Below are 26,013 nucleotides of genomic sequence, written 5' to 3' on the forward strand. Positions count from 1 at the left end.
GCCCGTCCGTCACCGGGACGCGTGCAGAAAGCCCCGGCGGCGACCGCTGGGCGCCCCGCTCACGGAGTCACACCAGCCGCCGCGCCGTCGCCCACCGCGTCAGCTCGTGGCGATTGGACAGCTGGAGCTTGCGGAGGACCGCCGAGACGTGGGACTCGACCGTCTTCACCGAGATGTACAGCTGCTTGGCGATCTCCTTGTACGCGTAGCCCCGCGCGATCAGGCGGAGCACCTCCCGCTCGCGCTGGGTGAGGCGGTCCAGGTCCTCGTCGACCGGCGGGGCGTCGGTCGAGGCGAACGCGTCCAGGACGAACCCGGCCAGGCGCGGGGAGAAGACGGCATCGCCCTCCTGGACGCGGAAGACCGAGTTCACCAGGTCGGTGCCGGTGATCGTCTTGGTCACGTAGCCGCGGGCGCCGCCGCGGATCACGCCGATCACGTCCTCGGCCGCGTCCGAGACGGAGAGGGCGAGGAAGCGGACGGGGCGCTCGGTGTCGCTCATCAGGGGGGCGCAGCGGCGCAGGACCTCGACGCCACCACCGCCCGGGAGGTGGACGTCGAGCAGCACGACCTCGGGGCGGGTCGCGGTGATCACCGTGACGGCCTGGTCGACGTCGGCGGCCTCCCCGACGACCTCGACACCGGTCTGCGCGGTCTGGCCGATCTCGGCCTGGACGCCGGTGCGGAACATGCGGTGGTCGTCGACGAGCACCACGCGCACGCGCCGCTCCCCGGCGGTGCCGCCGGCCGGCTGCGCGGGCTCGGCCGCCTCGTCCGCTCCCGCCGTACCGTTCGCCTCGGTCGGGTCGCTCATGACGTCTTCTCCGCCCTCTCCATTTCCAGTTCGACCTCCGTGCCGCCGTCCGGCACCGCGCGCAGTCGCGCCGTGCCGCCGTTGCGCTCCATGCGGCCGATGATCGATTCTCTGACGCCCATGCGGTCGGCGGGTATCGAGTCGAGGTCGAAGCCGGGGCCGCGGTCGCGGACGGACACGAAGACCGTCCTGCCCTCGACTTCGGCGAAGACCTGTACGGCGCCGCCCTCGCCACCGTACTTGGCCGCGTTCACCATCGCCTCGCGCGCGGCCTGCATCTGTGCGCCGATTCTGTCGTCGAGCGGGCAGTCGCCCACGACCACGACCTCGATGGGGACTCCGTGCTTGTCCTCGACCTCCGCGGCATTGCGCTTCACGGCCTCGGCGAGGGTGGTGGGCTCGTCGTCCTCGTCCTTCCCGTTGCCCTCCGGCTTGTAGAGCCAGGAGCGCAGGTCGCGCTCCTGGGCGCGGGCGAGACGGCGCACCTCCCCCGCGTTCTCCGCGTTGCGCTGGATCAGGGTCAGGGTGTGCAGCACCGAGTCGTGGACATGGGCGGCGACCTCGGCTCGCTCCTGCGCGCGGATGCGCATCAGCCGCTCCTCGGAGAGGTCCTGCGTCATCCGCACCAGGTAGGGACCGGCGAGGAGCGTGATGCCGACCAGGACGGCGAGCGCGGCCTGGAGGACGGAACCGAGATGGGCGGCGGAGCCCTGGAGGACGAAGATGCCGGTGACACCCGCCGTCACCAGCAGGACGCCGCCCACCGAGCGCAGCAGCGTGACGGTGCGTCTTTGGCGGCCCACCTCGGCCCAGCGGGCCCGGCGCGCGTTGTCCGCCTGGCGCCAGACGAGGGCGACGCCGGCGCCCACGAGCACGGTCGGCCAGAGGTAGACACGGGCACCGCCGCCGAGGTCGACGTTGCCCACGAAGACCAGGGCGACGACGACCATGAGGAGCAGGGCGACGATCTGGCCCTTGTCCGGCTTGCGGGCGACGAGTCTGCGGCGGCCGTCCGGCGAGGTCTCGGCCGTGACGAGGGACGGCGGCTTCTGCGCGTCGACGCCGCCGACGCCCAACGGCACGAAGAACCAGAAGGCCGCGTACAGCAGCGCGCCCAGCCCGTCGGCCATGAACAGACCGACGAAGGCGAACCGCACCCAGATGACGGGCAGGCCGAGATGACCGGCCAGCCCCCGCGCCACGCCACCGAGCCAGCGTCCGTCACTGCTGCGGTAGAGCTTGCGCGGCGGCCGCGGTTCGACGAGGGGTGCTGCTGCGGCTTCCGGCATGACACTGATGGTCACACGGGTGCGGGAGGCGGAGCATCAGGGTCGGCCCCCGAGACTCCCCTGATCTTCGCCCCGCCGCGGCCTCGAACGCTCCCCCGGCCCCGCGTCAGGGCCGATATCAGGGTCCGACCAGGGTCGAACCGACTCCCGTCCGGACGCCGCGCCCGTCACCATGGACTCATGACAGATCACGAGCACGCCGCGACGGGTCCGGGACCCGGCTCCGGCCCGCGCCCTCCACGGGGTGCCGGGCCGCAGGATGCCGCGCCCGCCGCGGATGCCACCGGTGCCGCGACCGGTCCGGAGGCGGGCGGCGTCGGCACCGGCGTTCCCGGGCCGCCGCACGAGTTCCGGCGCGATCGGCGGCACCGGACGATCGCCGGGGTCTGCGCCGGCCTCGGCCGGCAGTGCGACCTGGATCCGGTGATCTTCCGCATCACGCTCGCGGTGCTCTCCGCGACCGGCGGCATCGGCCTCATCTTCTACGGCTTCGCCTGGCTCTTCGTCCCCGCCGACGAGGAGGAGGAGAACGAGGCGCGCAAGCTGCTGACCGGCCGGGTCGACGGTCAGGCCCTGGCCGCGGTGCTCTTCGCCCTGGTCGGCTGCGGTGTCTTCCTGACCATGCTGCACAACGGCGGGGTGCTCACCTTCGCGGTCGTCCTCTCCCTCCTCCTCGCGGGCGCCGGGTACTGGTCGCGGCAGCGGCGGACCCCCGACCCCGACCCGATGGCCGCGCAGGCCGTCGCGGACGCCCCGCCGGAGGCGCAGGCGCCCCCGATCATGTTCACCTGGCCCTCCTGGTGGCGGGATCCCATAGTCAAGGACGGCACCCATGACGGCGGTACGGGCTACCTGTGGGGTCCGCCCGGCTCCGACGAGCGCGACATCGCCGCGGCCGTCAGCATCGGCCGCGGCACCCCGCACCGGGGCCGCCACACCCCGCCGGGTGAGCGGCGCCCCCGGACGCGCGGCCCGCGCGGCATCGGCGGCTGGGTGTTCCTCCTCGCCCTGCTCGCCGGCTTCCTCGGCACCCGGCTGACCTGGGACGACCAGCCGCTCGGCACCAGCCTCCAAACCGGACTGGCCTGCGCGCTCGCCGTCTTCGGTCTCGGTATCGCGGTCAGCGCCTTCCTGGGGCGCACGGGAGCCGGGTCGATCTTCCTCGCGATCATCACGGCGGCCCTGCTCGCCGGGTCGGCGGCCGTCCCGAAGGACGTCGGCACCGAGTGGACCCGGACCACGTGGAGGCCGACGGCGGTGACCGACGTGCGCGAGCAGTACGAGATCGGGGCGGGTGACGGCACGCTCGACCTCTCCCGGCTGAACGTGGCCGACGGGCAGACGGTGACCACCCGCGCCGACGTGGGCGTGGGCCGAATAAAGGTCGTCGTGCCGCGGGACGTGACCGTGCGGCTCAGCGTCGAGGTGGGCGTCGGTGACATCCAGCTGCCCGGGGAGAAGGAGAAGGACGTGGACGTGGCGCCGGGCAAGCACAAGGAGGTCACCCTGGCTCCCACCGTGAGCGACGAGGACAGCGGGACGCTGGACCTCGACCTCCAGGTCGGGCTCGGACAGGCGGAGGTGACCCGTGCTGCGTCATAGGTTCCAGCCCGGACGGCTGGTGGCGGGTTTCTTCCTGATGCTGGCGGGCGTCGTCTTCGCCGGTGACGCGGGCGGGCTGTGGGAGACACCGTGGTTCGTGATCATCCCGCTCGTCGTGGGCGGGCTCTGCCTCGCGGGAGCGGTCGGGGTCGTGGCCCGGTCCGCGCGCCGGGACGACACCCGGGCGGACCTGCCCGGCTGACGACGGCCGGAGGGACACCGGCCCGCGCCGTGCGGCGCACGGCCGGCCGCGACGGCCTCTACCGGTACCCGCCCTCCGACCGGTTCCGGCGCCGGGAGCGCAGGGCGGCGTCGACGGAGAGGAGTGGCGCGCCCGCGAGGACGAGGGGGAGCCAGGCCATGAGGTAGGCGAGATCGTTGCCGTAGTAGTAGGGATCGGAGGCCCAGCTGACGGTCAGCCACAGGCTGAGCGAGATCAGGGCGCCGCCGAGTGCGGCCAGGCGGGTCAGCAGGCCGAGCAGGGTGCCGATGCCGACGGCCAGTTCGCCCAGGGCGATGGCGTAGCCGAAGCCGGACGGGCTCTTCAGGGCCATGTCGACCAGCGCGGGGATGGCCGAGGAGTCCCGCACGGTCCGCATCATGTCGCCGATGGAACCGGCGCCCGAGTCCTTCATGAAGGCGCTGTCGGTGAGCTTGTCGAGGCCCGCGTAGACGAAGGTGACGCCGAGAAAGATCCGCAGGGGCAGGAGGGCGTACCGGGCGGCGTTGTCCCGCCAGTCACCGCCGTTCTGCCGGGAGGAGTACACATCGCCCCGCATACCGTGCGTCATCACTGCCAGCCGCCTCTCGCCGCGCATGCCGAGCCCCTCCACCAGACCATACGTACGACACCCAGGCCCCGCTCAACCCTTCCGCAACCGGTTTCTTGCTGTCGGTTTCGACAGGTTGGCGTCCGCCGGGGGAGTCAGTCCGTGGGAGTCGGCCCAGGGGATCGGTCCGTGGGATCAGTCCGTGACGTCGATCGCGTAGCGGTTGGTCTCGACTCCGGCGCCGGTGACCACCTGGACGTCGACCCGGCCCGGTTCCACGTCGGCCGGTACGGGGACGGTCAGCGCGTCGTCCGTGGGGTTGCTGAAGCCGCCCGTCACGGGGATGAGGGGGACGTGGACGTTGACCGCGCCGATGCGGACGACCATGCGGGACAGGCGGTCCGCGCGCTGGGCGCCCGGGGGTACGAATCCGGCGCCGCGGATCTCGATGTCGTCGCCCGTGCGGATCGGGCCGTCCAGGTCACCGGCCTCGCGTGCCCTGACCACGGAGAGGATCACCGGCCTGCCGCCCTCGGCGTACTTGCCGGCCACGTAGGTCGCCGCCGACACCAGCACCACCACCGCGAGCCCCCACGGCAGGTCGGGGAGGTGTTCCGGGCGCCGGGCCAGCCGGACCGCCGCGAAGACCAGGGCGACGGCGCTGATCACGACGTACTGGATGTCGGCGAAGGTCCCGCGGCCCGCGTCGTCCGTCAGCAGGTCGGAGGCGCGCGGCCGGTCCGCCCGTACCTTCTGGAGGCGCTGGCCCAGTACCCGCAGCCCCACCACGCGGCGCACCAGGACGGCGATGCCGCACACCACCGCGAGCACGGTCACCGCGCCGGTGGCGCGGCCGAGTTCGAGGCCGGAGATCAGCGCGTCCCGCCGGTCGTGGCCCGAGGCGAGGGCCAGTTCTCCGGCCAGCACCAGCACGGCGTAGGCGACGAGGAGGACCCAGGCGGCCGCCACGGCCCGGGAGGTGGAGAGGCGGTTGTCCTCCCCGATGACCGGGGCCAGCGCTCCGCCCCGCGTCCGGTGGAACCACGAGGCCGCCGTCAGCGCCCCCGCCACCACCAGCGCGGCGGCGAGTCCGGCCGTGCGCGCCGCCGTCCAGCCGGAGCCGATCGCGGTGAGGGACTGACCGAGCAGCAGCAGGACGACCCCCGCCCACACGGCCGCCACGGTGCGCCGGCCCAGACCGGCGAGCCAGGCGTCTCCCTCGGCGCGGCCGCGTTGGGCGACGAGTTCGGCGGACTGGGTGAGTTCCTCGGAGACCCACTGGCGGGAGGCGGAGGCCGAGTGGGCCACGGCGGCCGGCAGCCCCTGTCCGGCCGCGAACTCGTCGCGCCGCCGCAGGAACGCGGCGACCGCCCGGCGGTGCCCCTCGCGGGCGCCGTGCGGGCAGTCCCCGCACGTGCAGCCGCCGCCGTGGGCCGCGTCGATCGCGCCCTTGTCCGAGCCGCTCCCGCGTCTCGCCTCCTGCACCGCCACGCCCGCCGCCCGCCTTCCCGCGCCCCTGCGCAGGAACATCCGTGAAAGAACATCCGTGAAAGAGTCCCTGGGTCCGTAAGTCCCTTGGGACGAAAGCGAATTGTGCCGTACACCACCCCCCGCGCGCCGGGCGGCCCCGGTCCCTCGTGCTCAGCGGGGGTGACTCTCGGTCCACCGCCTTGACGCGGTCGCGGGAAGGGGTCAGTCGAAGAGGTCCGGCTCGCTCCGGCTGATCTGCTGCCACAGGGGCTGGTAGTTGATCCACGCCACCAGGTCGCCGCCGAGCTGCTCCCGGGTGGCCACCGCCTGGCGGTGGTCGATCAGCACCGGCCGTCCCGCCGCCCGGGCCGTCAGCTGCACCTGGCAGGACCGCTCCAGCGACAGGAACCACCAGGCCGCCGCGTCCACCGAGTCGCCCACCGTCAGCAGTCCGTGGTTGCGCAGCACGAGCGCCTTGCCGGAGCCGAGCACGCGGGCGATGCGCCGTCCCTCCTCGGCGTCGACGGCGACGCCCGAGTAGGTGTCGTACAGGGCGTGGTCCTCGTAGAAGGCGCAGCTCTCCTGGGTGATCGGGTCGAGCAGGTCGCCGAGGGCCGACAGCGCGCGCCCGTGCACCGAGTGGCAGTGGGCGACCGCGACCACGTCCGGGCGGGCGGCGTGGACCTGGGAGTGCACGGTGAACGCGGCCTGGTTGACGTGGTGGCCGCCCTGCACCACCTGCCCGTCGGAGTTGGCCAGCACGAGGTCGCTCACGGTGATGTGGGCGAAGGGCATGCCGAACGGATTGACCCAGAAGCAGTCGGTGTACTCGGGATCGCGGGCGGTGATGTGTCCGGAGACGCCGTCCTCGAAGCCGTACCGCCCGAAGAGGCGCAGCGCGCCCGCGAGCCGTTCCTTGCGGTGCCGGCGTTCGTCCTCGACCGAGTCGTGCATCGGCGGCATCGCGAACCGCAGCTTGTCGGTGGGCAGCGGCGGGGGCGGAGTGGCCCCGGGCGTCCCGTGCATGTGTCCTCTGTCCTCCGGCACTGGAATTGCCTTACGTGGCGGAAGTTACCGGGGGTGCGGCCGGTGCGACAGGTCCGGGCGGGATACTCGACAGAGGGTGTCGGGTTTCGGCCGCACACTCGGTGTATGACCTCAAGCATGTCATCGGGTGCGCCCTCGGCCACCCCGACGAACTGGGCGGGTTTCGTCACCGCCGAACCCGCTCTGGCAGCCACCGTCGAGGCGCGTTTCGCCGCCTACACGCACCATGTCCTCGCCACCCTCCGCAAGGACGGCTCGCCGCGCACCACCGGCCTGGAGGTGCGGTTCCTCGACGGTGAGCTGTGGCTCGGCATGATGCCGGGGTCGGTGAAGGCGCTCGACCTGCGCCGCGACCAGCGGTTCGCGTTGCAGGCGAACCCGGGGGACGGCACCGGCATGGGCGGCGGGGACGTCCGGATCGGCGGCCGGGCGGTGGCGGTCGAGGACGCCGCGACCCGGGCCCGGTACGTGGAAGAGGCGGAACCGCCGGAGCCGTTCCACCTCTTCCGTACCGAGCTGACGGAGGTCGTGCGGACCCACGTCGAGGACGACAAGTACCTCGTCGTCGAGATCTGGCAGCCCGGTGGGCCCGTGCGCACGGTCAGGCGCACGTAGCGCCTGCCGCGGCGCTCACTCCCACTCGATGGTGCCCGGCGGCTTCGACGTCACGTCGAGGACGACGCGGTTGACGTCCTTGACCTCGTTGGTGATCCGGGTCGAGATCTTGGAGAGCACGTCGTACGGCAGCCGGGACCAGTCGGCGGTCATCGCGTCCTCGGACGAGACGGGCCGCAGCACGATCGGGTGGCCGTAGGTGCGGCCGTCGCCCTGTACGCCGACGGAGCGGACGTCGGCGAGCAGGACCACGGGGCACTGCCAGATCTCGCGGTCGAGGCCGGCCGCCGTCAGCTCCTCGCGGGCGATGGCGTCGGCCTCGCGGAGCAGGTCGAGCCGCTCCTTGGTGACCTCGCCGACGATGCGGATGCCGAGGCCGGGGCCGGGGAAGGGCTGGCGCTGGACGATCTCCTCCGGCAGGCCCAGCTCCTGGCCGACCATCCGGACCTCGTCCTTGAACAGCTTGCGCAGGGGCTCGACGAGCTGGAACTCGATGTCGTCCGGGAGCCCGCCCACGTTGTGGTGGGACTTGATGTTGGCGGTGCCGGTGCCTCCGCCGGACTCGACCACGTCCGGGTAGAGCGTGCCCTGCACGAGGAAGGCGACCTCGGGGCCGTCCTCCTGCATGATCTCCAGCTGCGCCTGCTCGAAGACCCGGATGAACTCGCGGCCGATGATCTTCCGCTTCTCCTCGGGGTCGGAGACCCCGGCCAGCGCCTTCAGGAAGCGCTCCTCGGCGTCCACGACCTTCAGCTGCACGCCGGTCGCGGCGACGAAGTCCTTCTCGACCTGCTCGGTCTCGCCCTTGCGCATCAGGCCGTGGTCGACGTAGACGCAGGTCAGCTGGGTGCCGATGGCCTTCTGGACGAGGGCGGCGGCGACGGCGGAGTCCACGCCGCCGGAGAGGCCGCAGATGGCGCGCCGGTCGCCGACCTGCTCGCGGATGATCGCGACCTGCTCCTCGATCACGTTGCCCATGGTCCAGTCGGGGGTGAGGCCCGCGCCGCGGTACAGGAAGTGCTCCAGCACCTGCTGCCCGTGCGTGGAGTGCATGACCTCGGGGTGGTACTGGACGCCGTAGAGCTGCTTCTCGTCGTTCTCGAAGGCGGCGACCGGGACGACGTCCGTGGAGCCGGTGACGGTGAAGCCCTCGGGGGCGGCGGAGCAGGCGTCGCCGTGCGACATCCAGACGGCCTGCTCGGCCGGGGTGCCCTCGAAGAGGGTGGAGGACGGCCTGGAGACCGACAGCTCGGTACGGCCGTACTCGCGGGCGCCGGAGTTGTCGACGGTGCCGCCGAGGGTCTGCGCCATCAGCTGGAAGCCGTAGCACATGCCGAAGACGGGGACGCCGGCCTCGAACAGGGAGCGGTCGACGGTCGGGGCGCCCGGCTCGTACACCGACGAGGGACCGCCGGACAGGATGATGGCCGCCGGGTTCTTGGCGAGCATCTCCGCGACCGGCATGGAGCTGGGCACGATCTCGCTGTAGACCCGCGCCTCGCGGACACGACGGGCGATGAGCTGGGCGTACTGCGCACCGAAGTCGACGACCAGGACGGTGTCGGGGGCGGCGGCAGCGGGAGTCGCTGATGACACGGGGTGCCTTCCGGCGGTCGGGCGGGGGTCTTGTGCTGCCGATTCTACCGAGGCGGGCGGGTGGCCCGTCCCGGCCCGGTGCACCGCCCGGTGTGTGCCCCGGCTTGGACACCGTCGGCCCTCGCGGGCATACTGGCGCCATGCTCACGCACCAGGTCTTCCTGTTTACCTATGGCAACCGGCCCACCGGCTGCCATGGTCGTGCTGCTTGAGCAACTGACAAGCGACTTCCCAGGCGCCCCGGGCCGACAAGGTCCGGGGCGCCTGGCGTTTGCGGACCCTGCCGGTCCGGGGCACCGCCACCCATCGGCGAGGAGCCACCGACATGACCGTCACCACAGCAGCCGAGTCCGTCACCGCCGCGGACAAGACCGGCGCGCGCACCACCGAGGCCGCCGGGGTGATCACCGGCGCCCGGGACCGCATCGACGCCCTGGACGACCGGATCATCGGCCTGATCCAGGAACGGATGGCGGTCTCCGCCGTCATCCAGGAGGCGCGGATCACCTCCGGCGGCCGGCGCGTGAACCTCTCCCGCGAGATGGAGGTCCTCGACCACTACAGGTCGGCGCTGGGCAAGCCGGGCACGGCGCTGGCGATGACGATGCTGGAGCTGTGCCGCGGGCGGGTCTGAGGTCGCATCTGAGTTCGGGCACCGTCTCACCCGTACGGCGCGTGACCGTGGCGCGAGCGGCTTCGTTGTCCCGGTGTCCGTGTCAGCCAGGGGCGGGCCCGAGAGAACCACGCGTGGCTCGCTGGAGCGATGAGACGTGCGGATCGTGCCGTACGTCGTGGGACCTCGCTCCAGACAAGTGACCGGACGGCAGGGGACAGCAGCCCGGTCACCCAAGAGAACGGCCGGCCCCGGGGACGCCCGGGGCCGGCCGACGGAACAGCCTTCAAGACCAGCGGCGCTACCCCCCGGCGCCGCTCCGAGGCACCGGCGCTGCCCTGACGCCGGTGCTGGCTGAGGAAGGGCCCCGCGGCCGTAGTCCGCGGGGCCCTTCGCCGTGCGCGCGGCTCCGCGGAGCGCGACCCGGTGGACGGCGGACGTGACGCAGCCCACATAAGACTTCTGTGAGATCGAGACAACCATTCACAGGATTCACCGATCCAACAGGCCGAGGCATCCCACGGGCAGCGGCTCAGCCCGCCTGTGGGAGAGGGACCCGCGCTCGGAGGGGGGTGCGGGTCCCTCTCACCTCTTCCTCAGCTCTTCTTCGGCGGCACCGCCGGTATGCCCAGGAAGGGCAGACGCAGCGCGCCGAACGCCTCCGCCGGGACCGCCGGCGACTTGGGCTCGACCGGCGCCAGCCGCTCGTACGCGGTCCCCTGGGCCGGGCGCGGGTCGCTCTCGCCCTTGTTCGGCCAGTACGACATCGCCCGCTCGGCCTGCGCCGTGATGGTCAGGGACGGATTGACGCCCAGGTTGGCGGAGACCGCGGCGCCGTCGACGACCGAGATGCCGGGGTGGCCGTAGAGCCGGTGGTACGGGTCTATGACGCCGGTCTCGCGGGAGTCGCCGATCGGGCAGCCGCCGAGGAAGTGGGCGGTGAGCGGGGTGCCCATCAGCTCCCCGACGTTGGAGCCGGCGAAGCCGTTGATCTCGGCGGCGAGCGCGGAGGCGCCCTCGGTGGCGGCCTTGATCTGCTTGGGGTTGGGCGAGCCGTGGCCCTGGCGCGCGGTGAGCAGGCCCTTGCCGACGCCCGTCGGTTTCAGGTGCGTGGTCAGGGAGTTGTCCAGCGACTGCATGACCAGGCCGATGATGGTCCGCTCCGACCACTTGCGGTTGGAGAGGGAGCGCAGGACCAGCAGCGGGTGCTTGGCCGCGTGGCCGAGGAAGCCCAGGACGCGGGAGGCGCCCGAGGCGGTGTGCCCGGCGTAGGGGACCTGGAGGATCGACAGGCCGCCCATCGAGTTGGAGCCCTTGCCGTAGCGGACCGGCTCGATGTGGGTGTTGGCGTCCGGGTGGATCGAGGACGTGATGGCGACGCCGCGCGTGAAGTCGGCACGGGACTCGCCGGTGGCCTTGCGGTAGCGGCGGTCGTCGGTCTGGGCGCCGACCAGCGCCTCGGAGTTGGTGCGGGTCAGCTCGCCGAGCTTGCCGGATATGTGGGAGAGCTGGCCGCCCGCCTTCATGCGGTGCAGGAGGGTCTGGGTGCCGTAGGTGCCGGCGGCCAGGACGACCCGGCGGGCCGTGAAGGTGCGGCCCGCGCCCTTCTTCTGCCGGTCGGTGGGGAGGGTGGCGATCGCGAAGCCGCCGCGCGAGTCCTCGGTGACCGAGACGGCCGTCGTCATCGGGTGCACGACCGCGCCCGCCTTCTCGGCGAGGTACAGGTAGTTCTCGTTGAGGGTGTTCTTCGCGCCGTGCCGGCAGCCCGTCATGCACTCGCCGCACTCGTTGCAGGCCTTGCGGTCGGGGCCCGCGCCGCCGAAGTAGGGGTCGGGCACCGTCCCGCCCGGCTCCGCCTTCGCCTTGCCGTCCGCGTCCTCGCCGTCGCCGAAAAACACGCCGACCGGCGCCATGTGGAAGCTGTCTTTGACGCCCATCCGCTCGGCGGCGGCCTTCAGGTGCACGTCGGACGGGGTCATCGTCGGGTTCAGCCGGACCCCGAGCATGCGGCGGGCCTGGTCGTAGTACGGCGTCAGCTCCTCGTGCCAGTCCGTGATGTCACGCCACTGGGGGTCCTCGAAGAACGGCTTCGGCGGCACGTAGAGGGTGTTGGCGTAGTTGAGGGAACCGCCGCCGACGCCGGCGCCTGCCAGGACCATGACATTGCCGAGCAGGTGGATGCGCTGGATGCCGAACATGCCGAGCTTCGGCGCCCAGAGGTAGTTCTTCAGGTCCCAGGAGTTCTTGGGGAGGGTGGTGCGGGTGAAGCGGCGGCCGGCTTCCAGGACGCCGACGCGGTAGCCCTTCTCCGTGAGGCGGAGGGCGGAGACGGATCCGCCGAAGCCGGAGCCGACTATCAGGACGTCGTAGTCGTAGGCGTCTTGAGGCACGGGGGTCTCCTCGTCGAGTTTCACGTGCGGCTGATTCGTGGCTGGTCGCGCCCGGGCGGCGGAGCCGCATATCGGTACGGCCCCGCGCGCCCTACGTGGATTACCTGAACCGGAATGCCTTCATGAGCCGGAGACTGCGGCTCATGAACTGGGCGTACTTCTCGTCGTCCATGCCCAGCGAGGGGGCCATCGGCAGCAGGCGCTGGTGGGCGACCGTCTGGGCCTCGGTGTACTTGAGGATGCCCTCCGAGCCGTGCCGGCGGCCGAGGCCCGAGTCCCCCATGCCGCCCATCGGGGACTGGACGCTGCCGTAGGCGGAGGCGTACCCCTCGTTGATGTTGACGGTGCCGGTGCGCAGGCGGGCGGCGACGTCGCGGCCGCGCCGGGCGTCCTTCGTCCAGACCGAGGAGTTCAGGCCGTACGGCGTGGAGTTGGCGTGCTCGACCGCCTCGTCCTCGGTCTTGAAGCGGTAGACGGACACGACCGGGCCGAAGGTCTCCTCGGCGCACACCGACATGGGTGCCGTGACGCCGTCGAGGATGGTCGGCTCGTAGAAGTATGGGCCGATGTCCGGGCGGGCGACGCCGCCGGCGACGAGCTTCGCGCCCCGCTCGACGGCGTCCGCCACGTGCCGCTCCACGGTCTCCAGCTGCCGCTCCCCCACCAGTGAGCCCATGTCGGCGCCGTAGGAGAGGGAGGTGCCGAGCCGCATGGCCTTGGTGCGGGCGGCGAAGCGCTCCAGGAAGGCGTCGGCGACCGACTCCTGGACGTACAGCCGCTCGATGGAGATGCACAGCTGGCCGGCGGAGGAGAAGCAGGCGCGGACGGCGCCCGCCGCGGCCTTCTCGATGTCGGCGTCCTCCAGGACCAGCATGGCGTTCTTGCCGCCGAGTTCGAGGGAGACGCCGACCAGGCGGGCGGCGGCACCCTGGGCGACCTCGCGGCCGGTGCGGGTGGAGCCGGTGAAGGAGACGTAGTCGGCGTGCCTGACGACCTCGGGGCCGACGACGGGGCCGTCGCCGAGGACGACCTGGAAGACCTCGGCGGGCAGGCCGGCCTCGATGAGCAGGTCACGGGCCCACAGCGCGGTCAGGCAGGTCTCGGTGTCGGGCTTCATGACGACCGCGTTGCCCGCGACGAACGCGGGGAGCGCGTCGCCGACGGACAGCTCCAGCGGGTAGTTCCAGGGGGCGATCTGGCCGACGACGCCGCGCGGGTGGCGCAGTTCGGTGACCTTCGTCAGGGTCGGCACGGCGCCGGTGTGCCGCTTGGGCCGCAGGTAGGCGGGCGCCTTGCGGCCGTAGTGCCGGGCGGCGACGGCGACGGCCTGGACCTCCTCGTGGGCGTGCAGGCGGGCCTTGCCGGTCTCCAGCTGGATGAGGTCGAGGACCTCGGCCTGGCGCTCCAGGACCAGGTCGTGGAAGCGGAGCAGGACCGCGGCGCGCTGCCGGACCGGAACGCGCGCCCACACGGCCTGGGCGGCGCGGGCCTCCTCGAAGGCGCCGGCCACGTCCTCGGGCGTGGACTCGGGCAGGTCGGCGAGCTTCTCGCCGGTGAACGGGGTGTGGTTGGCGGTGCGGCCGGAGCCGGCCACGCCCTTGGTGAGCTGGGCGACCAGCTCGGGCGTGACCACGTCGGCAGCGGTGCGGGCGCCCTCCGGGGAGGGGGCGAGGGGATTCGTGCCGGTGAGTTCCGGGGCCTGCGCGTCCGTCATGAGCCGCAGGGTATGACGCCGCGGGGCCTTTGTGTACCCGTCGGTAACGGGGATTCACCGAGTACTCACATGACGCCAGTGATCGCTGGCACAAACCCGCTGATCAGGGCTTTGCGACCGTCCAGTTGGCGACGACCGTGCGGGCGATCTCCTTTCCCTCGTCGGCGAAGTAGCCCTCGCGCGGGTAGTCGATCGACACCTTGTACATGTCGCCGTTGCCCGCCCGGTAGTACAGGATGTGGAACTCGCGCGGCCGGGGGTTCTGCGAGTCCGTGGTCACGTACTCGATGGTGTTCTGGGCGGCCTTGCCGCCCTGGGACTCGGTCTCGCTCGGCTCGCCCTTGGGTGCGGGGTCGTCGGCGAAGCCGTAGGAGTACTCGCCGTCCTTGAAGGTGTCCCAGTCCGCCCAGGCACCCGCCATCGCGGTCTCGGGGATCTCGCCCGTCTTGTCGTCGTCCTTGATGTCGCGGTCGACCAGGACGCTGACCGCTCCGCTCGGGTCGGTGAACGTCTCGTTGGTGCCGTCCCAGCCGTCGGGGTGCTTCTGCTTCACGAACTCGGCGGGCAGGCCGACGCTCATCCCGATCTTGGCGTCGAGCCGCCGCTCCTTCCAGCCCTCGGGCAGCGGCCCCGCGAAGGGGTCCGCGACCACCAGGTACGACGCCACCGCCGCCGCGACGACCGCGGCACCCAGGGTGATCCAGGCGTTGCGGCCCAGCCGGACGCTCCACCGGGACCCCGGCCCCACCGGTCCGTCCGCGGCGACGCGCACGACCTGCGTGGGCGGTGGCGCGGGCGGGTTGGCGGCGGCGTCCAGCAGGCCGCGCACCCGGGCGGCGTCCGGGCGGCGCGCCGGGTCCTTGTCCAGCAGGGCCGTGATCACCTCGGCCAGCGGGCCCTGCGCGGCGGCGGGCGGCGCGGGGGTGGCGTTGAGCACCGACTGGAGCGTGGCGGGGGTGTTGCTGCGGCGGAACGGCGAGACGCCCTCCGTCGCCGCGTACAGCACCACGCCCAGCGACCACAGGTCGCTCGCCGGGCCGGGGCGCTGGCCCAGCACCCGCTCCGGGGCGATGTACTCGGGCGAGCCGACGAAGCCGCCGGTGTCGGTCAGGTTGGTCTCGCCCTCGATCTGGGCGATGCCGAAGTCGGTGAGGACGACCCGGTCGTGCCGGCCGAGCAGCACGTTGTCCGGTTTCACGTCCCGGTGCAGGATGCCGGCCGCGTGCGCGGCCTCCAGCGCGCCGAGCACCTCCAGGCCGATCCGGGCGGCCTCGCGGGCGCCCAGCGTGCCCTCCTGCAACGCGTCGCCCAGCGAGCGGCCCCGCACCAGCTCCATCACGATCCACGGCCGGCCGTCGACGACGGCCACGTCGTGCACGTTGACCACGCCGGGGTGGTCGAGCCGGGCGGCGGCGCGGGCCTCGCGGCGCATCCGTTCGAAGGCGTTGTCCCGTTCGCGCTCGGGAAGGTGGTCGGGTACGCGGGGCTCCTTGACGGCCACCTCGCGGTCCACGGTCTCGTCCTTCGCCCGCCACACCGTGCCCATGCCGCCGTGCCCCAGCTTGGCCAGCAGCCGGTAGCGGCCCGCGATCAGGCGCCCGGCGCCCGGGTCCTGCGCGGACGGGGCCTGGGCGGGCGGCGTCTGCGCGGACGGGGACTGCGCGGGCGGGGTCTGGCCGGAAGGCGACACCGGCTGCGGCGGTACGACCTGGGTGGGTGCCGCGTACGGGTTGCCGGGATGCGGCACGGCGACGGGCTGGTTCGGTGGTTGCAGGCCAAAACTCGTCGGCTCGTCCGATCCCCTGCGGGGTCCCCCGTTGCTGCTCATGGGTTCATCCATATCGCGCCGCACGCGTCCATATCCACCGCGCGTGCACGGTGGTCACAGACCCGTGACGCGCGCTGCCGCTTATCTCCCCTTTAGGTGTGATGCGGGGGACTCGTGGGCGGACGGAGCGCCGGACGGGGACACCGAGGGGGACGCGGGGTCCGTCGTCGGTGTCGCGGGCGCCGAGCTGGTCGGGGCGCCGCCCCCGCCGTCGTCGCCGTCCACCAGCAGCACCGCCGCCGAGATGCCCGCGCAGGCCGCCGCGACGACCAGCAGCACCGCCATGAGCACGCTCCGCTTCATCCGCCGGGAGGCGCGGGCCGCCGCCGTCGCGGGGGTGCGGCCGGTACTGAGGTAGAGGCGCAGCATCCGGTCCGCCTCCGCCGCGTCCAGCCGCCGTCGCGGATCGCGTTCGAGGAGGCCCCGGACGACGGGGAGGAGCGGTCCGGTCTGCGCGGGCGGATGGATCTCCTCGGTGACCACGGCGTGCAGGACGCCACCGAGCGAGTCGCGGTGGAAGGGGGAGGCGCCGCTGAGGATCGCGCAGAGCAGGACGCCCAGGGACCACAGGTCGGACTCCGGTCCGGTCCCGGCGCCGGACATCCGCTCCGGCGCGGTGTACTCGGGCGAGCCGACGAAGGAGCCGCTCTCGGTGAGGGTGGTGGAGCCCGCGACCTGGGCGACGCCGAAGTCGGTGAGGACGACCCGGCCGTCCTCGGCGATCAGCACGTTGGACGGCTTGACGTCCCGGTGCAGGACGCCGGCCGCGTGCGCGGTGCGCAGGGCGTCGAGCAGGGCGATGCCGATCCGGGCGGCCTCGCGGGGGCCGACGGGGCCGCGGGCGACGACGCGGTCCGCGAGCGAGCCGCCGTCGACGAGTTCCATGACCATGTAGGCGCGGGCGTCGTCCTCGACGACGTCGTGCACGACGATGACGTGCGGATGCCGCAGCTGCGCGACGGCGCGGGCCTCGCGCAGGGTGCGCTCGCGGCGCCGCCGGGCCTCGGCGGCGGACAGGGCCTCGTCTAGCGGCAGCGCCTTCACGGCCACCTCGCGGACGAGCAGTTGGTCGGTGGCCCGCCACACGATGCCCATGCCGCCGCTGCCGAGCCGCTCATGGAGCCGGTATCGGCCCGCGATGACACGCCCGCCGGCCCCCTCGGTCACCATGCGCCCCATGATGCCCCACCGGACGCGGCGCCTCCGCGTCGCGGCCACCCGGGTGGCCGACAACCGACGGGTGCGCGGGCGCCGTTGGGGCGGCTCCCGCCGGTGTCCGGCGCCGCGCGGCGCGGGTCTCAGCCCGTCCGCTCCTGCCAGCTCTGAAGCACCGACCTGAACTGCCGCTCGGTGGCGGGCCAGTCGCCCGCGGGCCCCGACATGTTGAGGGCGTACTCGACGCCGGCCCGGGAGATGTACGTGTGCGCGACGGCGCGGCGCGGGCCGGGGAAGGGGGTGTCCTTGGCCAGCGCGGTCCAGGTGTACTCCCACCTTGCGCTGTCGCGGTCGCGGTAGGTGCCGCGCTCCAGGGTGACGCGCCGGTAGTCGACCAGCCGCTGGAGCTGGACCTCCAGATCGAGCTGGTGCGCGTGCGGGTCGTTGTAGTCGGGGGCGGTGTCGACGGATACGCGCAGGAGGTGCTTGCCGCCGTCGGGGCTGTAGTCGGCCTGCTTGAGTTCGCCCTCGTCGTCGAAGGCCTCCCGCTGCCAGTTCCTGGGCAGGTAGAGGCTGAAACCCAACGGGTCGTCGCGGCGTTTCCAGTTGTCCGGGACGGATCCGCCGGTGCCGTTGTCGTTGGTGGGCGACCCGGACGGCGAGGAGGACGTGGACGCGGTGGGCTCCGGGCCGGCCTCGGTGCCTCCGTCGTCGCGCTGTTGGAGCAGGACGGCGGTGCCCGCGCCGATGAGGGCGGCAACGGCGACGACCAGGGCGACCGTGCGCAGCCGCCCCTGCCGACGGCGCCGGGGGCCGGGGGCTCCGGAGGGCGCGGCGTGCGGGTGGCCCGGCGGGACGGTGCCCGTCCCGTACGCCTGTGCCGTGTGGCCCGTCGCGGGGTGGCCGACGGCCGCGGTGGGCCCGGTCACCGGCGGGTACGGCGTCGCGGTGGGCGTGCCCGGCGTCCCGTGGTGCAGGGTGTCGCCCTGCCGTACCGGGCCCGTGTGCCGGGTGGTCGGCACGTACGCCTGGGCCGCGTCCGGCCGCCGTCCCTCGGCCGCGTGGGCGAGCAGGTACTCGGCCTCGGTCGCGTCGGGCCGCGTCTCCGGGTCCTTGCGGAGCAGGGCGCCGATGACCGGCGCGAGCGGACCGGCGTACCGGGTCTCGCCGGCCTCCTCCTCGACCACGGCCTGCATGGTGGTCAGCGGTGAGGTGCGGCGGAACGGCGATCTGCCCTCCACCGCCGTGTACAGCGTCGCGCCGAGCGCCCACAGGTCGGAGGCGGGGCCGGGGTCGTGGCCGCGCACCCGCTCGGGCGCGAGGTAGTCGACGGAGCCGACGACCTCGCCGGTGCGGGTGATGGTGGAGTCGCCCTCGATCTGCGCGATGCCGAAGTCGGTGAGCAGGACGCGGCCGTCGTCGGCGAGCAGGACGTTGCCCGGTTTGACGTCGCGGTGCAGGACGCCGGCGGTGTGCGCGGCGCGCAGGGCGCGCAGCACCCACAGGCCGATGCGGGCCGCCTCGCGCGGCTCGACCCGCTCCTCCTCCTTGACCGCGTCGGCCAGCGAGCGGCCCTCGACCAGCTCCATCACGATCCAGGGCCGGCCGTCGTGTTCGAGGACGTCGTGCACGGTGACGACGGCCGAGTGGTTGATCCGCGCCGCCGCGCGCGCCTCGCCCCTGGTGCGTGCCAGGAGGATCGCCTGGTCGCTCTCGGAGACGTAGAGCGCGGCGGTCAACTCCTTGATGGCGACGGTCCGGTTCAGCACCTCGTCGTGTGCGCGCCACACCCGGCCCATGCCGCCGCTGCCGATGGTGTCCCCGAGCCGGTAACGGCCCGCGACGAGCCGGCCCTGCATCTGATTCACGTTGCCCCGCAATGGTCTTGTCAGGGCCAGACTAGGGACCGGCCCCCCTTCGGGGAACGGGTGGGGTCGCATGGAAACCGCTCTGTGACGGTTGTCGCTTTCCGTGACGGGAGGCAACCATCGGGGCGAACTGCGGTCAGCGCGTGTACTGGTAGCTCGCCGATGCCTGTTCGAACAGCCGGCTCACCTCGTCCCGGTCGGCCTCCGGACCCCGCACCTGCACCACGTGGTAGCGGCCGTCGATCAGGATGGCGACGTTGCGCACGAACAGCTCGCCGCCCGCGCCGGTCCAGGTGAACTGGCCCTCCGCCATCGTCCGTCCGCCGACCTCGATGGTCTTCAGCCCGCTGGAGGTGGCCCAGCTGGAGGCGCGGTAGGGGGCCAACTCGGGCTCGCTGTCGCGCTGGTAGACCATCGGGTCGTCGCCGAACTCGGCGGTGCGGTCGCGGCCCGGCACGACGAGCAGCTCGAAGTCGCCCTTGCTGTAGACGACCTGGCCACTGCCGTTGCGGGGGGTGCGGTCCCAGCCCTCGGCGACGGCGACGCGGAAGCCCTCCGGGTCCTTGCGCAGGGTGAACCCGTCGGCGACGTTCGACTGCGTCTCGGTGGAACCGCCGTCGGTCTCCGAGCCGCCGGGGGTGGACTCCGGGGACGTCTGCTCGGGCCGGGGCTCGCTGCTGACGTCCGGCGACCCGGCGGGCGGCGCCTGACTCGCGTCACCGGCGGTGCCGGTGCGGTCGGCGGCGCCGGAGTCGCGCGTGTCGTTCTTCGGCAGGAAGAACATGGCGTACGCGACGGCTCCGGCGAGGGCGAGCAGTATCAGCAGGAGCAGGGTCCGGCCGAGGCTGCGCGGCGAGCGGTCGGCTTCCGCGCGGCCCCGCTTGTGGCGGCCGTGGTGCACGGGCAGCCCGGCCCGGCGCCGGCGCACCAGTTCGCCCCGGCGGCGCACGATGGGCAGCCTGCTGTGCGCGGTCTCGGCGGGCGGGGCCGAGACGACGTGCAGGCCGGCCTCGGGCTCGGGCGCGGAGCGTACGAGGGAGCGCAGCCAGCCGCTCAGCTCCTCGAAGTCGATGCGCTCGGTGGGGTCCTGACGCAGCAGCGACTCCACGACCGGCCGCAGCGGGCCGCACTCCTCGGCGAACGCCGGGGGCTCCGCGCACACGATCTGCACCAGCTCGGCGGTGGACTCCTCCGGGTAGGGCGCGTGCCCCTGTACGGCGCGGTAGAGCAGCGCGCCCAGCGCCCACAGGTCGGTGGCGGGGCCGATGGGCGCGGCCAGCTGCCAGTTCTCGTGCACCGGCCCGGCCTGCTCGGGCGCCCACCGCTCCGTCACCGGCCCGACCACGGCCATCCGCGTCTGCCGGGCCCGCTCGGCGGCGAGCGCGGTGGCGGGCCCGCGCGGCGGGGCGGTACGGGCGACGAGGTCGTCCCAGCGCCCGGAGGTCGCCGGCCCACCCTCCTGCGCCGGGACGGCGTACCCGGCGGTGTCCCCCTGCCGGGGGGCGGGGGGCAGGGCGCGGCCGGACGCGGCCGGATCGCCGGGGAGGCGGGGGGCCTGGGATGCCGGGTCACCGCCGAGACGGGGTGCGGGGGCCGCGGGGTCACCGCCGAACCGGGGCGGGGCGGTTGAAGGCTCACCGCCGAACCGGGGCGGGGCGGCTGCCGGGTCGCCTCCGGTGCGGGGCGTGGCACCGTGCCAGGAGGTCGTGCGTACGCCGTAGGGGTCGGCGATCTGCCCGGGCGGTACGGCGGCGCCGTGCCCGGCGTCCTCGGCGGGCAGGCCGGCTCGCTCGGCGCCGTGGGCGGATCCGGGACCGGCGTCCCCATGGGGCGGCCGGCCCGCCTCGGCGCCGGAGGCGGGGTAGCCGCCGGGCCGGCCGGTGTCGGCGCCCTGGCCGGGTCGCCCCGTCGTGTCGTCGGGGGCGGGGCGGGCTCCCGGGAGGGCGGCGCGGCCGTTCTGCGCCTCCTGGACGCGGGCGGCGGCTCGGGCCCCGGCGCGGTACGCGGCGATCGCTCCGGCGCGAGCGGCGCGGATGTCGCCGCTGGTGTCGAGCTGTGCGGGCGCGAGTCCCGCGGGTGTTCCCGGGCCCGCGGCCCCGGGAACCGGCAGCCCGCCGACGCCCCGGGCCTCGATGGCGGCCCGCCGGGCGGCCTCCGGATCGGCGTCACCGGGGCCGAGGATTCCGGAGTCACCGGAGCCCAGGATCCCGGCCCGCGCTCCGACCGGCCCCGGCATCCCGGGCCCGGCGCCGCCCGGGCCGGGCACACCGCCGCCGGGGCCGAAGGTTCCGTTGGGGTCGAGCGGGCCGGGGGCGGGGTCCTCGTCGGGCGGCGGGACGGGGTCGTACCCGCACAGCGCCTCCTCGGCGGCCCCGACCGCCAGGCCGGTCAGCATCACCCGCCCGTCGTCGCAGACCAGCACGGTGCGCGCGGTGATGTTGCGGTGCACCCAGCCGTACGTGTGCAGCACCCGCAGCGCGAGCAGGATGTCGGAGGCCACCTCCGCCGCGCGGTACGGCGTCAGCGTCTGCTCGGCGAGGAGCGCGGCCAGCGGCCTGGCGGCGACCAGCTCGCTGACGATCCACAGCGACCCGCCCTCGGCGAACACGTCGAAGACCTGGTCGAGGCGCGGGTGGTCGGGAACGGCGGCGGCGGCCTGCGCGGCCTCGACGGCCCGCCGTACCACGGGGTCGGCCGGCCGCCGGATGCCGGTGCTCCCGCCTGAGGTCCGCCTGCCGGTGTGCCGGACACCGCCGTCACGCGCCGTGAAGCCGTCGGGCAGACCGTCGGCGTCGAGCACCTCGGCCTCGACGACCTCCGGCAACGGGACCTGCCGGACCAGGACTTCCTGACCGCTGTACGTGTCGAAGGCCCGGGTCTCGGTGAGTTCGTACTCGTCGGACGGCGGCAGGGGCAGGCGGTAGCGGTCGGCGAGCACCCGTCCCGCATAGTCGTCCACGTCGCCACCCCCGGCAGCCCGTCGGTCAATTCCGTTCGCCCGGCGGGCCGTTCCGGCTGCGTACGGTCCGCAAGCACTCACGATACGTGCCGGAGGCAACCCACAAAGAGCTGATGCCAGATATCGCGCCGCTCAAACCCGGAGCCGTCCGCTCAGGACTTGGGTTCGAAGGACTTCGTCAGGGTCCGCCAGGTGTCCCGGCGCAGGTCGCCGTCCCAGTCGTCGGCCTTCGCGGTGTACATGAGCGCGTAGCCCTGGTGGTCGTTGACGACGAACCCCCGGTCCACGGTGCGGTACTTGGTGCCGCCGTCGGAGTAGGTGAACTCCCAGTCGGCCGTGTTCCAGCCCCGGTAGTCCACCTTCTCTATGCGGATCTTCTTGTACTGCGAGCGGACCATGTACCGCTCCTGGTCCTTCCAGTCGGCGACTGGGTCGCCCTTGGGCGTGGAGGTCCAGGCCACCAGCAGCTTCTGCCCGCCGGGGCCGGTGAACCGGTCGCCCGAGGCGCCCGTGGAGGCGAACCTCCAGCCCTCGGGCAGCCCGAGGCGGTAACCCTGGCCGCCCTTGTGGGTGGCGGCCACGTCCTCCTGGTCCTCGGACTCCTGGCCCTCGGACTTCCCGGCGTCCGGGGACCCGCCGTCCCCGTCGCCGGACGCGCTCGCGCCGCCTTCCGGCGCGCCGCTCGCGTCACCGTCCGCCGCCGGGTCGGAGGCGGCGCCGTCGGTGCCGGTGCCGCCCTCGTCGTCCTGCTTGGTCTCGCCGCTCGGTCCCGCGGAGGCTACGGGCTTGCCGCCGTTTCCGCCCTCGGCCCCCTTGTCGTCGTCGCCGCCGAGGGTGAGCGCCAGCACGGTGCCGAGCACGGCGAGCGCCACGATCACCGCGATGACGATCAGCGTCCGGCGCGGCACCACGTCGGTGAGCGGCGCCCGGGGCACGGGCCTGGCCGGCAGGTCCGGCGGCGGCACGACGGGCCAGCCGGAACTCCGCTTACCGCCGGGAGCGTTCGCGCCCTGCGCGCCGGCGCCCGGGCCCTGCGCCGATCCCGTCGCGGCGGCCGTTCCGGCGGTACCGGACACGGCGGTACCGGACGCGCCCGCCCCCGTGGGGCCGGAGTCCGCGCCGGACCCGGAGCCCGCACCGCCCTGCCTGCTCCGCGAGGCGGCGGCCGCACCGGCCGCACCCGCCCCGACGGCGGCCTTGCGCACCGAGCGCAGCGCCCCGCGCAGCCGCTCCCCGGCCTCCTCGGCCCGCTTGCCGCCGGCGCCGCCCCGGCGCGTCCGCTCGTCCGGCTGGGGCGGGATCGGTACGACCTTGGTGGCGTCGACCGGATCGATCTCCTCGGGGGCGGGCGCGTGGATGACCTTGAGCAGCATGGCGCGGGCGCCGGCGTCGTCGAGCCGGTGGGCGGGGTCCTTGTTGAGCAGCCCGTAGATGACGTCCCGCAGCGGGCCGGCGTTCTTCGGCTCCTCCAGGTTCTCCGTCATCACCGCGGTGAGGGTCGCGATCGCGGAGCCCTTGTCGTAGGGCGGGGTGCCCTCGACGGCGGCGTACAGCAGCCCGCCGAGCGACCAGAGGTCGGCGGCCGGTCCGGGCTTGTGGCCGCGGGCGCGCTCCGGGGAGATGTAGGAGGGGGCGCCGACGAGCATGCCGGTGGAGGTGATGGACGGGTCGCCCTCGACCTGCGCGATGCCGAAGTCGGTGAGCACGACCCGGCCGTCCTCGGCGATCAGCACGTTGGACGGCTTCACGTCGCGGTGCAGGATGCCCTCGCGGTGCGCCGAGCGCAGCACGTCCAGGACGGCGAGGCCGACCTCCGCGGCGCGCTTGGGCTCCAGCAGACCGTCCTCACGGATGGCCTCGGCGAGCGACTTGCCCTCGACGAGTTCCATCACGATCCAGGGCCGGTCGTCCTCCTCGACCACGTCGTAGACGGTGACGGCGCCGTTGTTGCGGATCCGCGCGATCGCCTTGGCCTCGCGCAGCGTGCGCGTGATCAGGCGCCGCTTCTCCTCCTCGTCGATGTTGCCCGGGAACCGCAGCTCCTTGACGGCGACCGTGCGTCCCAGGGTCTCGTCCTGGGCCCGCCACACCGTCCCCATGCCGCCGCGGCCGAGCACGTCCCCCAGCCGGTAACGCCCGGCGAGGAGACGTGCGCTCTTGTCCGTACGGGGTGTCCCCGCCCGCTCCGCGTCCGACATGCGTCCCCTCATGCAACCCGCCCTGACAGAGCCTTCATTGTCCCTCACGCGACAAGTGCTCGACGCCCAGGGTGCCACGGGGGCCCCAGGGCCGCGGGGGACGGGCCGTGCGGCGGGCCCGAGGCGCCCGGCCCGCCGCCGCGGCTGCTACTTGGGCACGATGTCCGGCGCCCCCAGCCGGGCCGCGTCGGCCGTCAGGTCGTCCGGCTGGCGCTGCGACTCCCGCTCCGCCTCGACCCGCTTCTCGTAGTGCCGGACCTCGCGTTCGATCTGGTCCTTGTCCCAGCCCAGCACCGGTGCCATCAGCTCGGCGGCCTCACGGGCGCTACGCGTCCCCCGGTCGAAGGTCTCGATGGAGATGCGGGTGCGCCGGGTGAGGACGTCGTCCAGGTGGCGAGCGCCCTCGTGCGAGGCGGCGTAGACGACCTCGGCGCGCAGGTAGTCGTCGGCGGCGTGCAGCGGTTCGCCCAGCGAGGGGTCGGCGGCGACGAGTTCCAGCACCTCCTCGGCCAGCGACCCGTACCGGTTCAGCAGGTGCTCCACGCGCACCACGTGCAGGCCGGTGCGCTCGGCGATCCGCGCCCGCGCGTTCCACAGCGCGTGGTAGCCCTCGGCGCCGAGCAGCGGGGTCTCCTCGGTGACGCTGTCGGCGACCCGGAGGTCGAGCCCGTGCACCGCCTCGTCCACGGCGTCCTTGGCCATCACCCGGTACGTCGTGTACTTGCCGCCCGCCACGACGACCAGCCCGGGCACCGGGTGCGCGACGGTGTGCTCGCGCGAGAGCTTGCTGGTGGCGTCGGACTCGCCGGCCAGCAGCGGGCGCAGCCCGGCGAAGACCCCCTCGACGTCGTCGCGGGTGAGGGGCACCGACAGCACCGAGTTGACGTGCTCCAGGAGGTAGTCGATGTCCGCGCTGGAGGCGGCCGGGTGGGCCTTGTCGAGGTCCCAGTCGGTGTCCGTGGTGCCGATGATCCAGTGCCGCCCCCAGGGGATGACGAACAGCACGGACTTCTCGGTGCGCAGGATGAGCCCGGTGGTGGAGTGGATGCGGTCCTTGGGCACGACGAGGTGGATGCCCTTGGACGCCCGGACGTGGAACTGGCCGCGCTCGCCCACCATCGACTGGGTGTCGTCGGTCCACACCCCGGTCGCGTTCACGATCTGCTTGGCGCGGATGTCGTACTCGCCGCCCGCCTCGACGTCCTGGACGCGGGCGCCGACCACGCGTTCGCCCTCGCGAATGAAGGAGGTGACGCGCGCGCGGTTGGCGACCTGGGCGCCATAGGCCGCGGCCGTGCGCACCAGGGTGGCGACGAAGCGGGCGTCGTCCATCTGCGCGTCGTAGTACTGGAGCGCGCCGACCAGCGCGTCCTTCTTCAACGCGGGCGCCACCCGCAGGGCGTGAGAGCGGCTCAGGTGACGGTGCATCGGCAGGCCCCGGCCGTGGCCGCGGGCCATGGACATGGCGTCGTAGAGCGCGACGCCGGAGCCCGCGTACAGCCGCTCCCAGCCCTTGTGCTGCAAGGGGTAGAGGAACGGCACCGGCTTCACCAGGTGCGGCGCCAGCCGTTCGAGCAGCAGGCCGCGCTCCTTCAGCGCCTCCCGGACGAGCGCGAAGTCGAGCATCTCCAGATAGCGCAGGCCGCCGTGGATCAGCTTGCTGGACCGGCTGGAGGTGCCCGAGGCCCAGTCCCGCGCCTCGACCAGGCCGGTCGACAGGCCGCGCGTCACGGCGTCCAGCGCGGTGCCCGCGCCGACCACGCCGGCGCCCACCACCAGTACGTCCAGTTCGCGCTCGGCCATGGCCGCGAGCGACTCGGCGCGCTGCGCCGGCCCCAGTGTCGCTGTCCTCACTGCTGCCTCCCGCTGTGGTCGCGTCGGCCGCACCCGTCGGGCGAAGCCCGTCTCCTGGTACCCACCATGCCCAGATTCTGTCCGGCCTGCCCGACATCGGCCGCCGCACGCCCTCAGCCTGTGGACAACTTCCCGCAGGTCACCGTCGAGACTCACCCGAAACGAGGCGAATCAATCCCACAAATCGGTCATATTTACTCCTAGTCTGACGTTGTGCTCGCCCATCCTGTC

18 protein-coding genes are annotated in these 26,013 nt (G+C 73.4%); 4 read left to right on the forward strand and 14 right to left on the reverse strand.

From position 1 onward, the window contains the following. Positions 1-67: 67 nt before the first annotated feature. Positions 68-814 carry a LuxR C-terminal-related transcriptional regulator gene (locus ACZ67M_RS14535; protein ID WP_122615817.1) on the reverse strand — a complete coding sequence of 249 codons (747 nt, stop codon included), beginning with the start codon at positions 812-814 and terminating at the stop codon, positions 68-70. Beyond that, the gene (locus ACZ67M_RS14540; RefSeq protein WP_361352748.1) at positions 811-2,103 is read right to left on the reverse strand and encodes a PspC domain-containing protein; all 1,293 of its coding nucleotides are present in this window, start codon (positions 2,101-2,103) and stop codon (positions 811-813) included. Before ACZ67M_RS14540 ends, ACZ67M_RS14535 begins: the two co-directional genes overlap by 4 nt. Positions 2,104-2,283: 180 nt before the next feature. Between ACZ67M_RS14540 and ACZ67M_RS14545 the strand changes: the two genes are divergently transcribed. After that, entirely contained in the window at positions 2,284-3,705 is a 1,422-nt protein-coding gene (locus ACZ67M_RS14545) for a PspC domain-containing protein (protein ID WP_469851069.1), read from the forward strand. Next, the gene (locus ACZ67M_RS14550) at positions 3,692-3,907 is read left to right on the forward strand and encodes a hypothetical protein (RefSeq protein WP_361352754.1); all 216 of its coding nucleotides are present in this window, start codon (positions 3,692-3,694) and stop codon (positions 3,905-3,907) included. The genes ACZ67M_RS14545 and ACZ67M_RS14550 overlap by 14 nt, the downstream gene beginning before the upstream one ends. 58 nt (positions 3,908-3,965) lie before the next feature. Here the strand turns inward: ACZ67M_RS14550 and ACZ67M_RS14555 are convergent, their stop codons facing one another. From ACZ67M_RS14555 to ACZ67M_RS14565, 3 genes are all read right to left on the reverse strand, one after another. Beyond that, complete coding sequence (locus ACZ67M_RS14555; RefSeq protein ID WP_361353625.1) at positions 3,966-4,496, reverse strand: DoxX family protein; 531 nt, start codon at positions 4,494-4,496, stop codon at positions 3,966-3,968. Positions 4,497-4,670: 174 nt separating this feature from the next. Then, positions 4,671-5,966 (reverse strand): hypothetical protein, encoded by a 1,296-nt coding sequence (locus ACZ67M_RS14560; protein WP_469851351.1) that lies wholly within the window; start codon positions 5,964-5,966, stop codon positions 4,671-4,673. A gap of 201 nt (positions 5,967-6,167) precedes the next feature. Continuing rightward, complete coding sequence (locus ACZ67M_RS14565; RefSeq protein WP_361352757.1) at positions 6,168-6,971, reverse strand: class II aldolase/adducin family protein; 804 nt, start codon at positions 6,969-6,971, stop codon at positions 6,168-6,170. 126 nt (positions 6,972-7,097) lie between these two features. On the opposite strand from ACZ67M_RS14565, the gene ACZ67M_RS14570 reads away from it, so the two are divergent. Then, positions 7,098-7,607, forward strand: a complete 510-nt coding sequence (locus ACZ67M_RS14570) for a pyridoxamine 5'-phosphate oxidase family protein (protein ID WP_385794598.1) — start codon at positions 7,098-7,100, stop codon at positions 7,605-7,607. Between the two features lie 15 nt (positions 7,608-7,622). On the opposite strand, the gene guaA is transcribed toward ACZ67M_RS14570, so the two are convergent. Then, on the reverse strand, positions 7,623-9,203 hold the full coding sequence (gene guaA, locus ACZ67M_RS14575) for a glutamine-hydrolyzing GMP synthase (protein ID WP_122615810.1): 1,581 nt from the start codon (positions 9,201-9,203) through the stop codon (positions 7,623-7,625). Positions 9,204-9,528: 325 nt separating this feature from the next. Here guaA and ACZ67M_RS14580 point away from each other — a divergent pair, with 325 nt between their 5' ends. Beyond that, entirely contained in the window at positions 9,529-9,837 is a 309-nt protein-coding gene (locus ACZ67M_RS14580; protein WP_361352760.1) for a chorismate mutase, read from the forward strand. A gap of 575 nt (positions 9,838-10,412) precedes the next feature. Here the strand turns inward: ACZ67M_RS14580 and ACZ67M_RS14585 are convergent. The 8 genes from ACZ67M_RS14585 to ACZ67M_RS14620 form a co-directional block, all read right to left on the reverse strand. Then, positions 10,413-12,206, reverse strand: coding sequence for a GMC oxidoreductase (locus tag ACZ67M_RS14585; RefSeq protein WP_469851071.1), 1,794 nt, complete (start codon positions 12,204-12,206; stop codon positions 10,413-10,415). 100 nt (positions 12,207-12,306) lie between these two features. Continuing rightward, positions 12,307-13,920 (reverse strand): succinic semialdehyde dehydrogenase, encoded by a 1,614-nt coding sequence (locus tag ACZ67M_RS14590; RefSeq protein ID WP_469851073.1) that lies wholly within the window; start codon positions 13,918-13,920, stop codon positions 12,307-12,309. A gap of 103 nt (positions 13,921-14,023) precedes the next feature. Next, positions 14,024-15,748, reverse strand: a complete 1,725-nt coding sequence (locus ACZ67M_RS14595; RefSeq protein ID WP_469851074.1) for a serine/threonine-protein kinase — start codon at positions 15,746-15,748, stop codon at positions 14,024-14,026. An 81-nt stretch (positions 15,749-15,829) separates the two neighbouring features. Next, on the reverse strand, positions 15,830-16,918 hold the full coding sequence (locus ACZ67M_RS14600; protein ID WP_392010012.1) for a serine/threonine-protein kinase: 1,089 nt from the start codon (positions 16,916-16,918) through the stop codon (positions 15,830-15,832). A gap of 128 nt (positions 16,919-17,046) precedes the next feature. Continuing rightward, positions 17,047-18,762 carry a serine/threonine-protein kinase gene (locus ACZ67M_RS14605; RefSeq protein WP_392099180.1) on the reverse strand — a complete coding sequence of 572 codons (1,716 nt, stop codon included), beginning with the start codon at positions 18,760-18,762 and terminating at the stop codon, positions 17,047-17,049. Between the two features lie 145 nt (positions 18,763-18,907). Beyond that, positions 18,908-21,730, reverse strand: a complete 2,823-nt coding sequence (locus tag ACZ67M_RS14610; protein WP_469851076.1) for a protein kinase — start codon at positions 21,728-21,730, stop codon at positions 18,908-18,910. Positions 21,731-21,882: 152 nt separating this feature from the next. Continuing rightward, positions 21,883-23,928 (reverse strand): serine/threonine-protein kinase, encoded by a 2,046-nt coding sequence (locus tag ACZ67M_RS14615; RefSeq protein WP_469851352.1) that lies wholly within the window; start codon positions 23,926-23,928, stop codon positions 21,883-21,885. A gap of 147 nt (positions 23,929-24,075) precedes the next feature. Next, complete coding sequence (locus tag ACZ67M_RS14620; RefSeq protein WP_361352784.1) at positions 24,076-25,782, reverse strand: glycerol-3-phosphate dehydrogenase/oxidase; 1,707 nt, start codon at positions 25,780-25,782, stop codon at positions 24,076-24,078. Between the last annotated feature and the right edge of the window lie 231 nt (positions 25,783-26,013).

It is taken from the genome of Streptomyces sp. NPDC107500, from assembly GCF_055582785.1.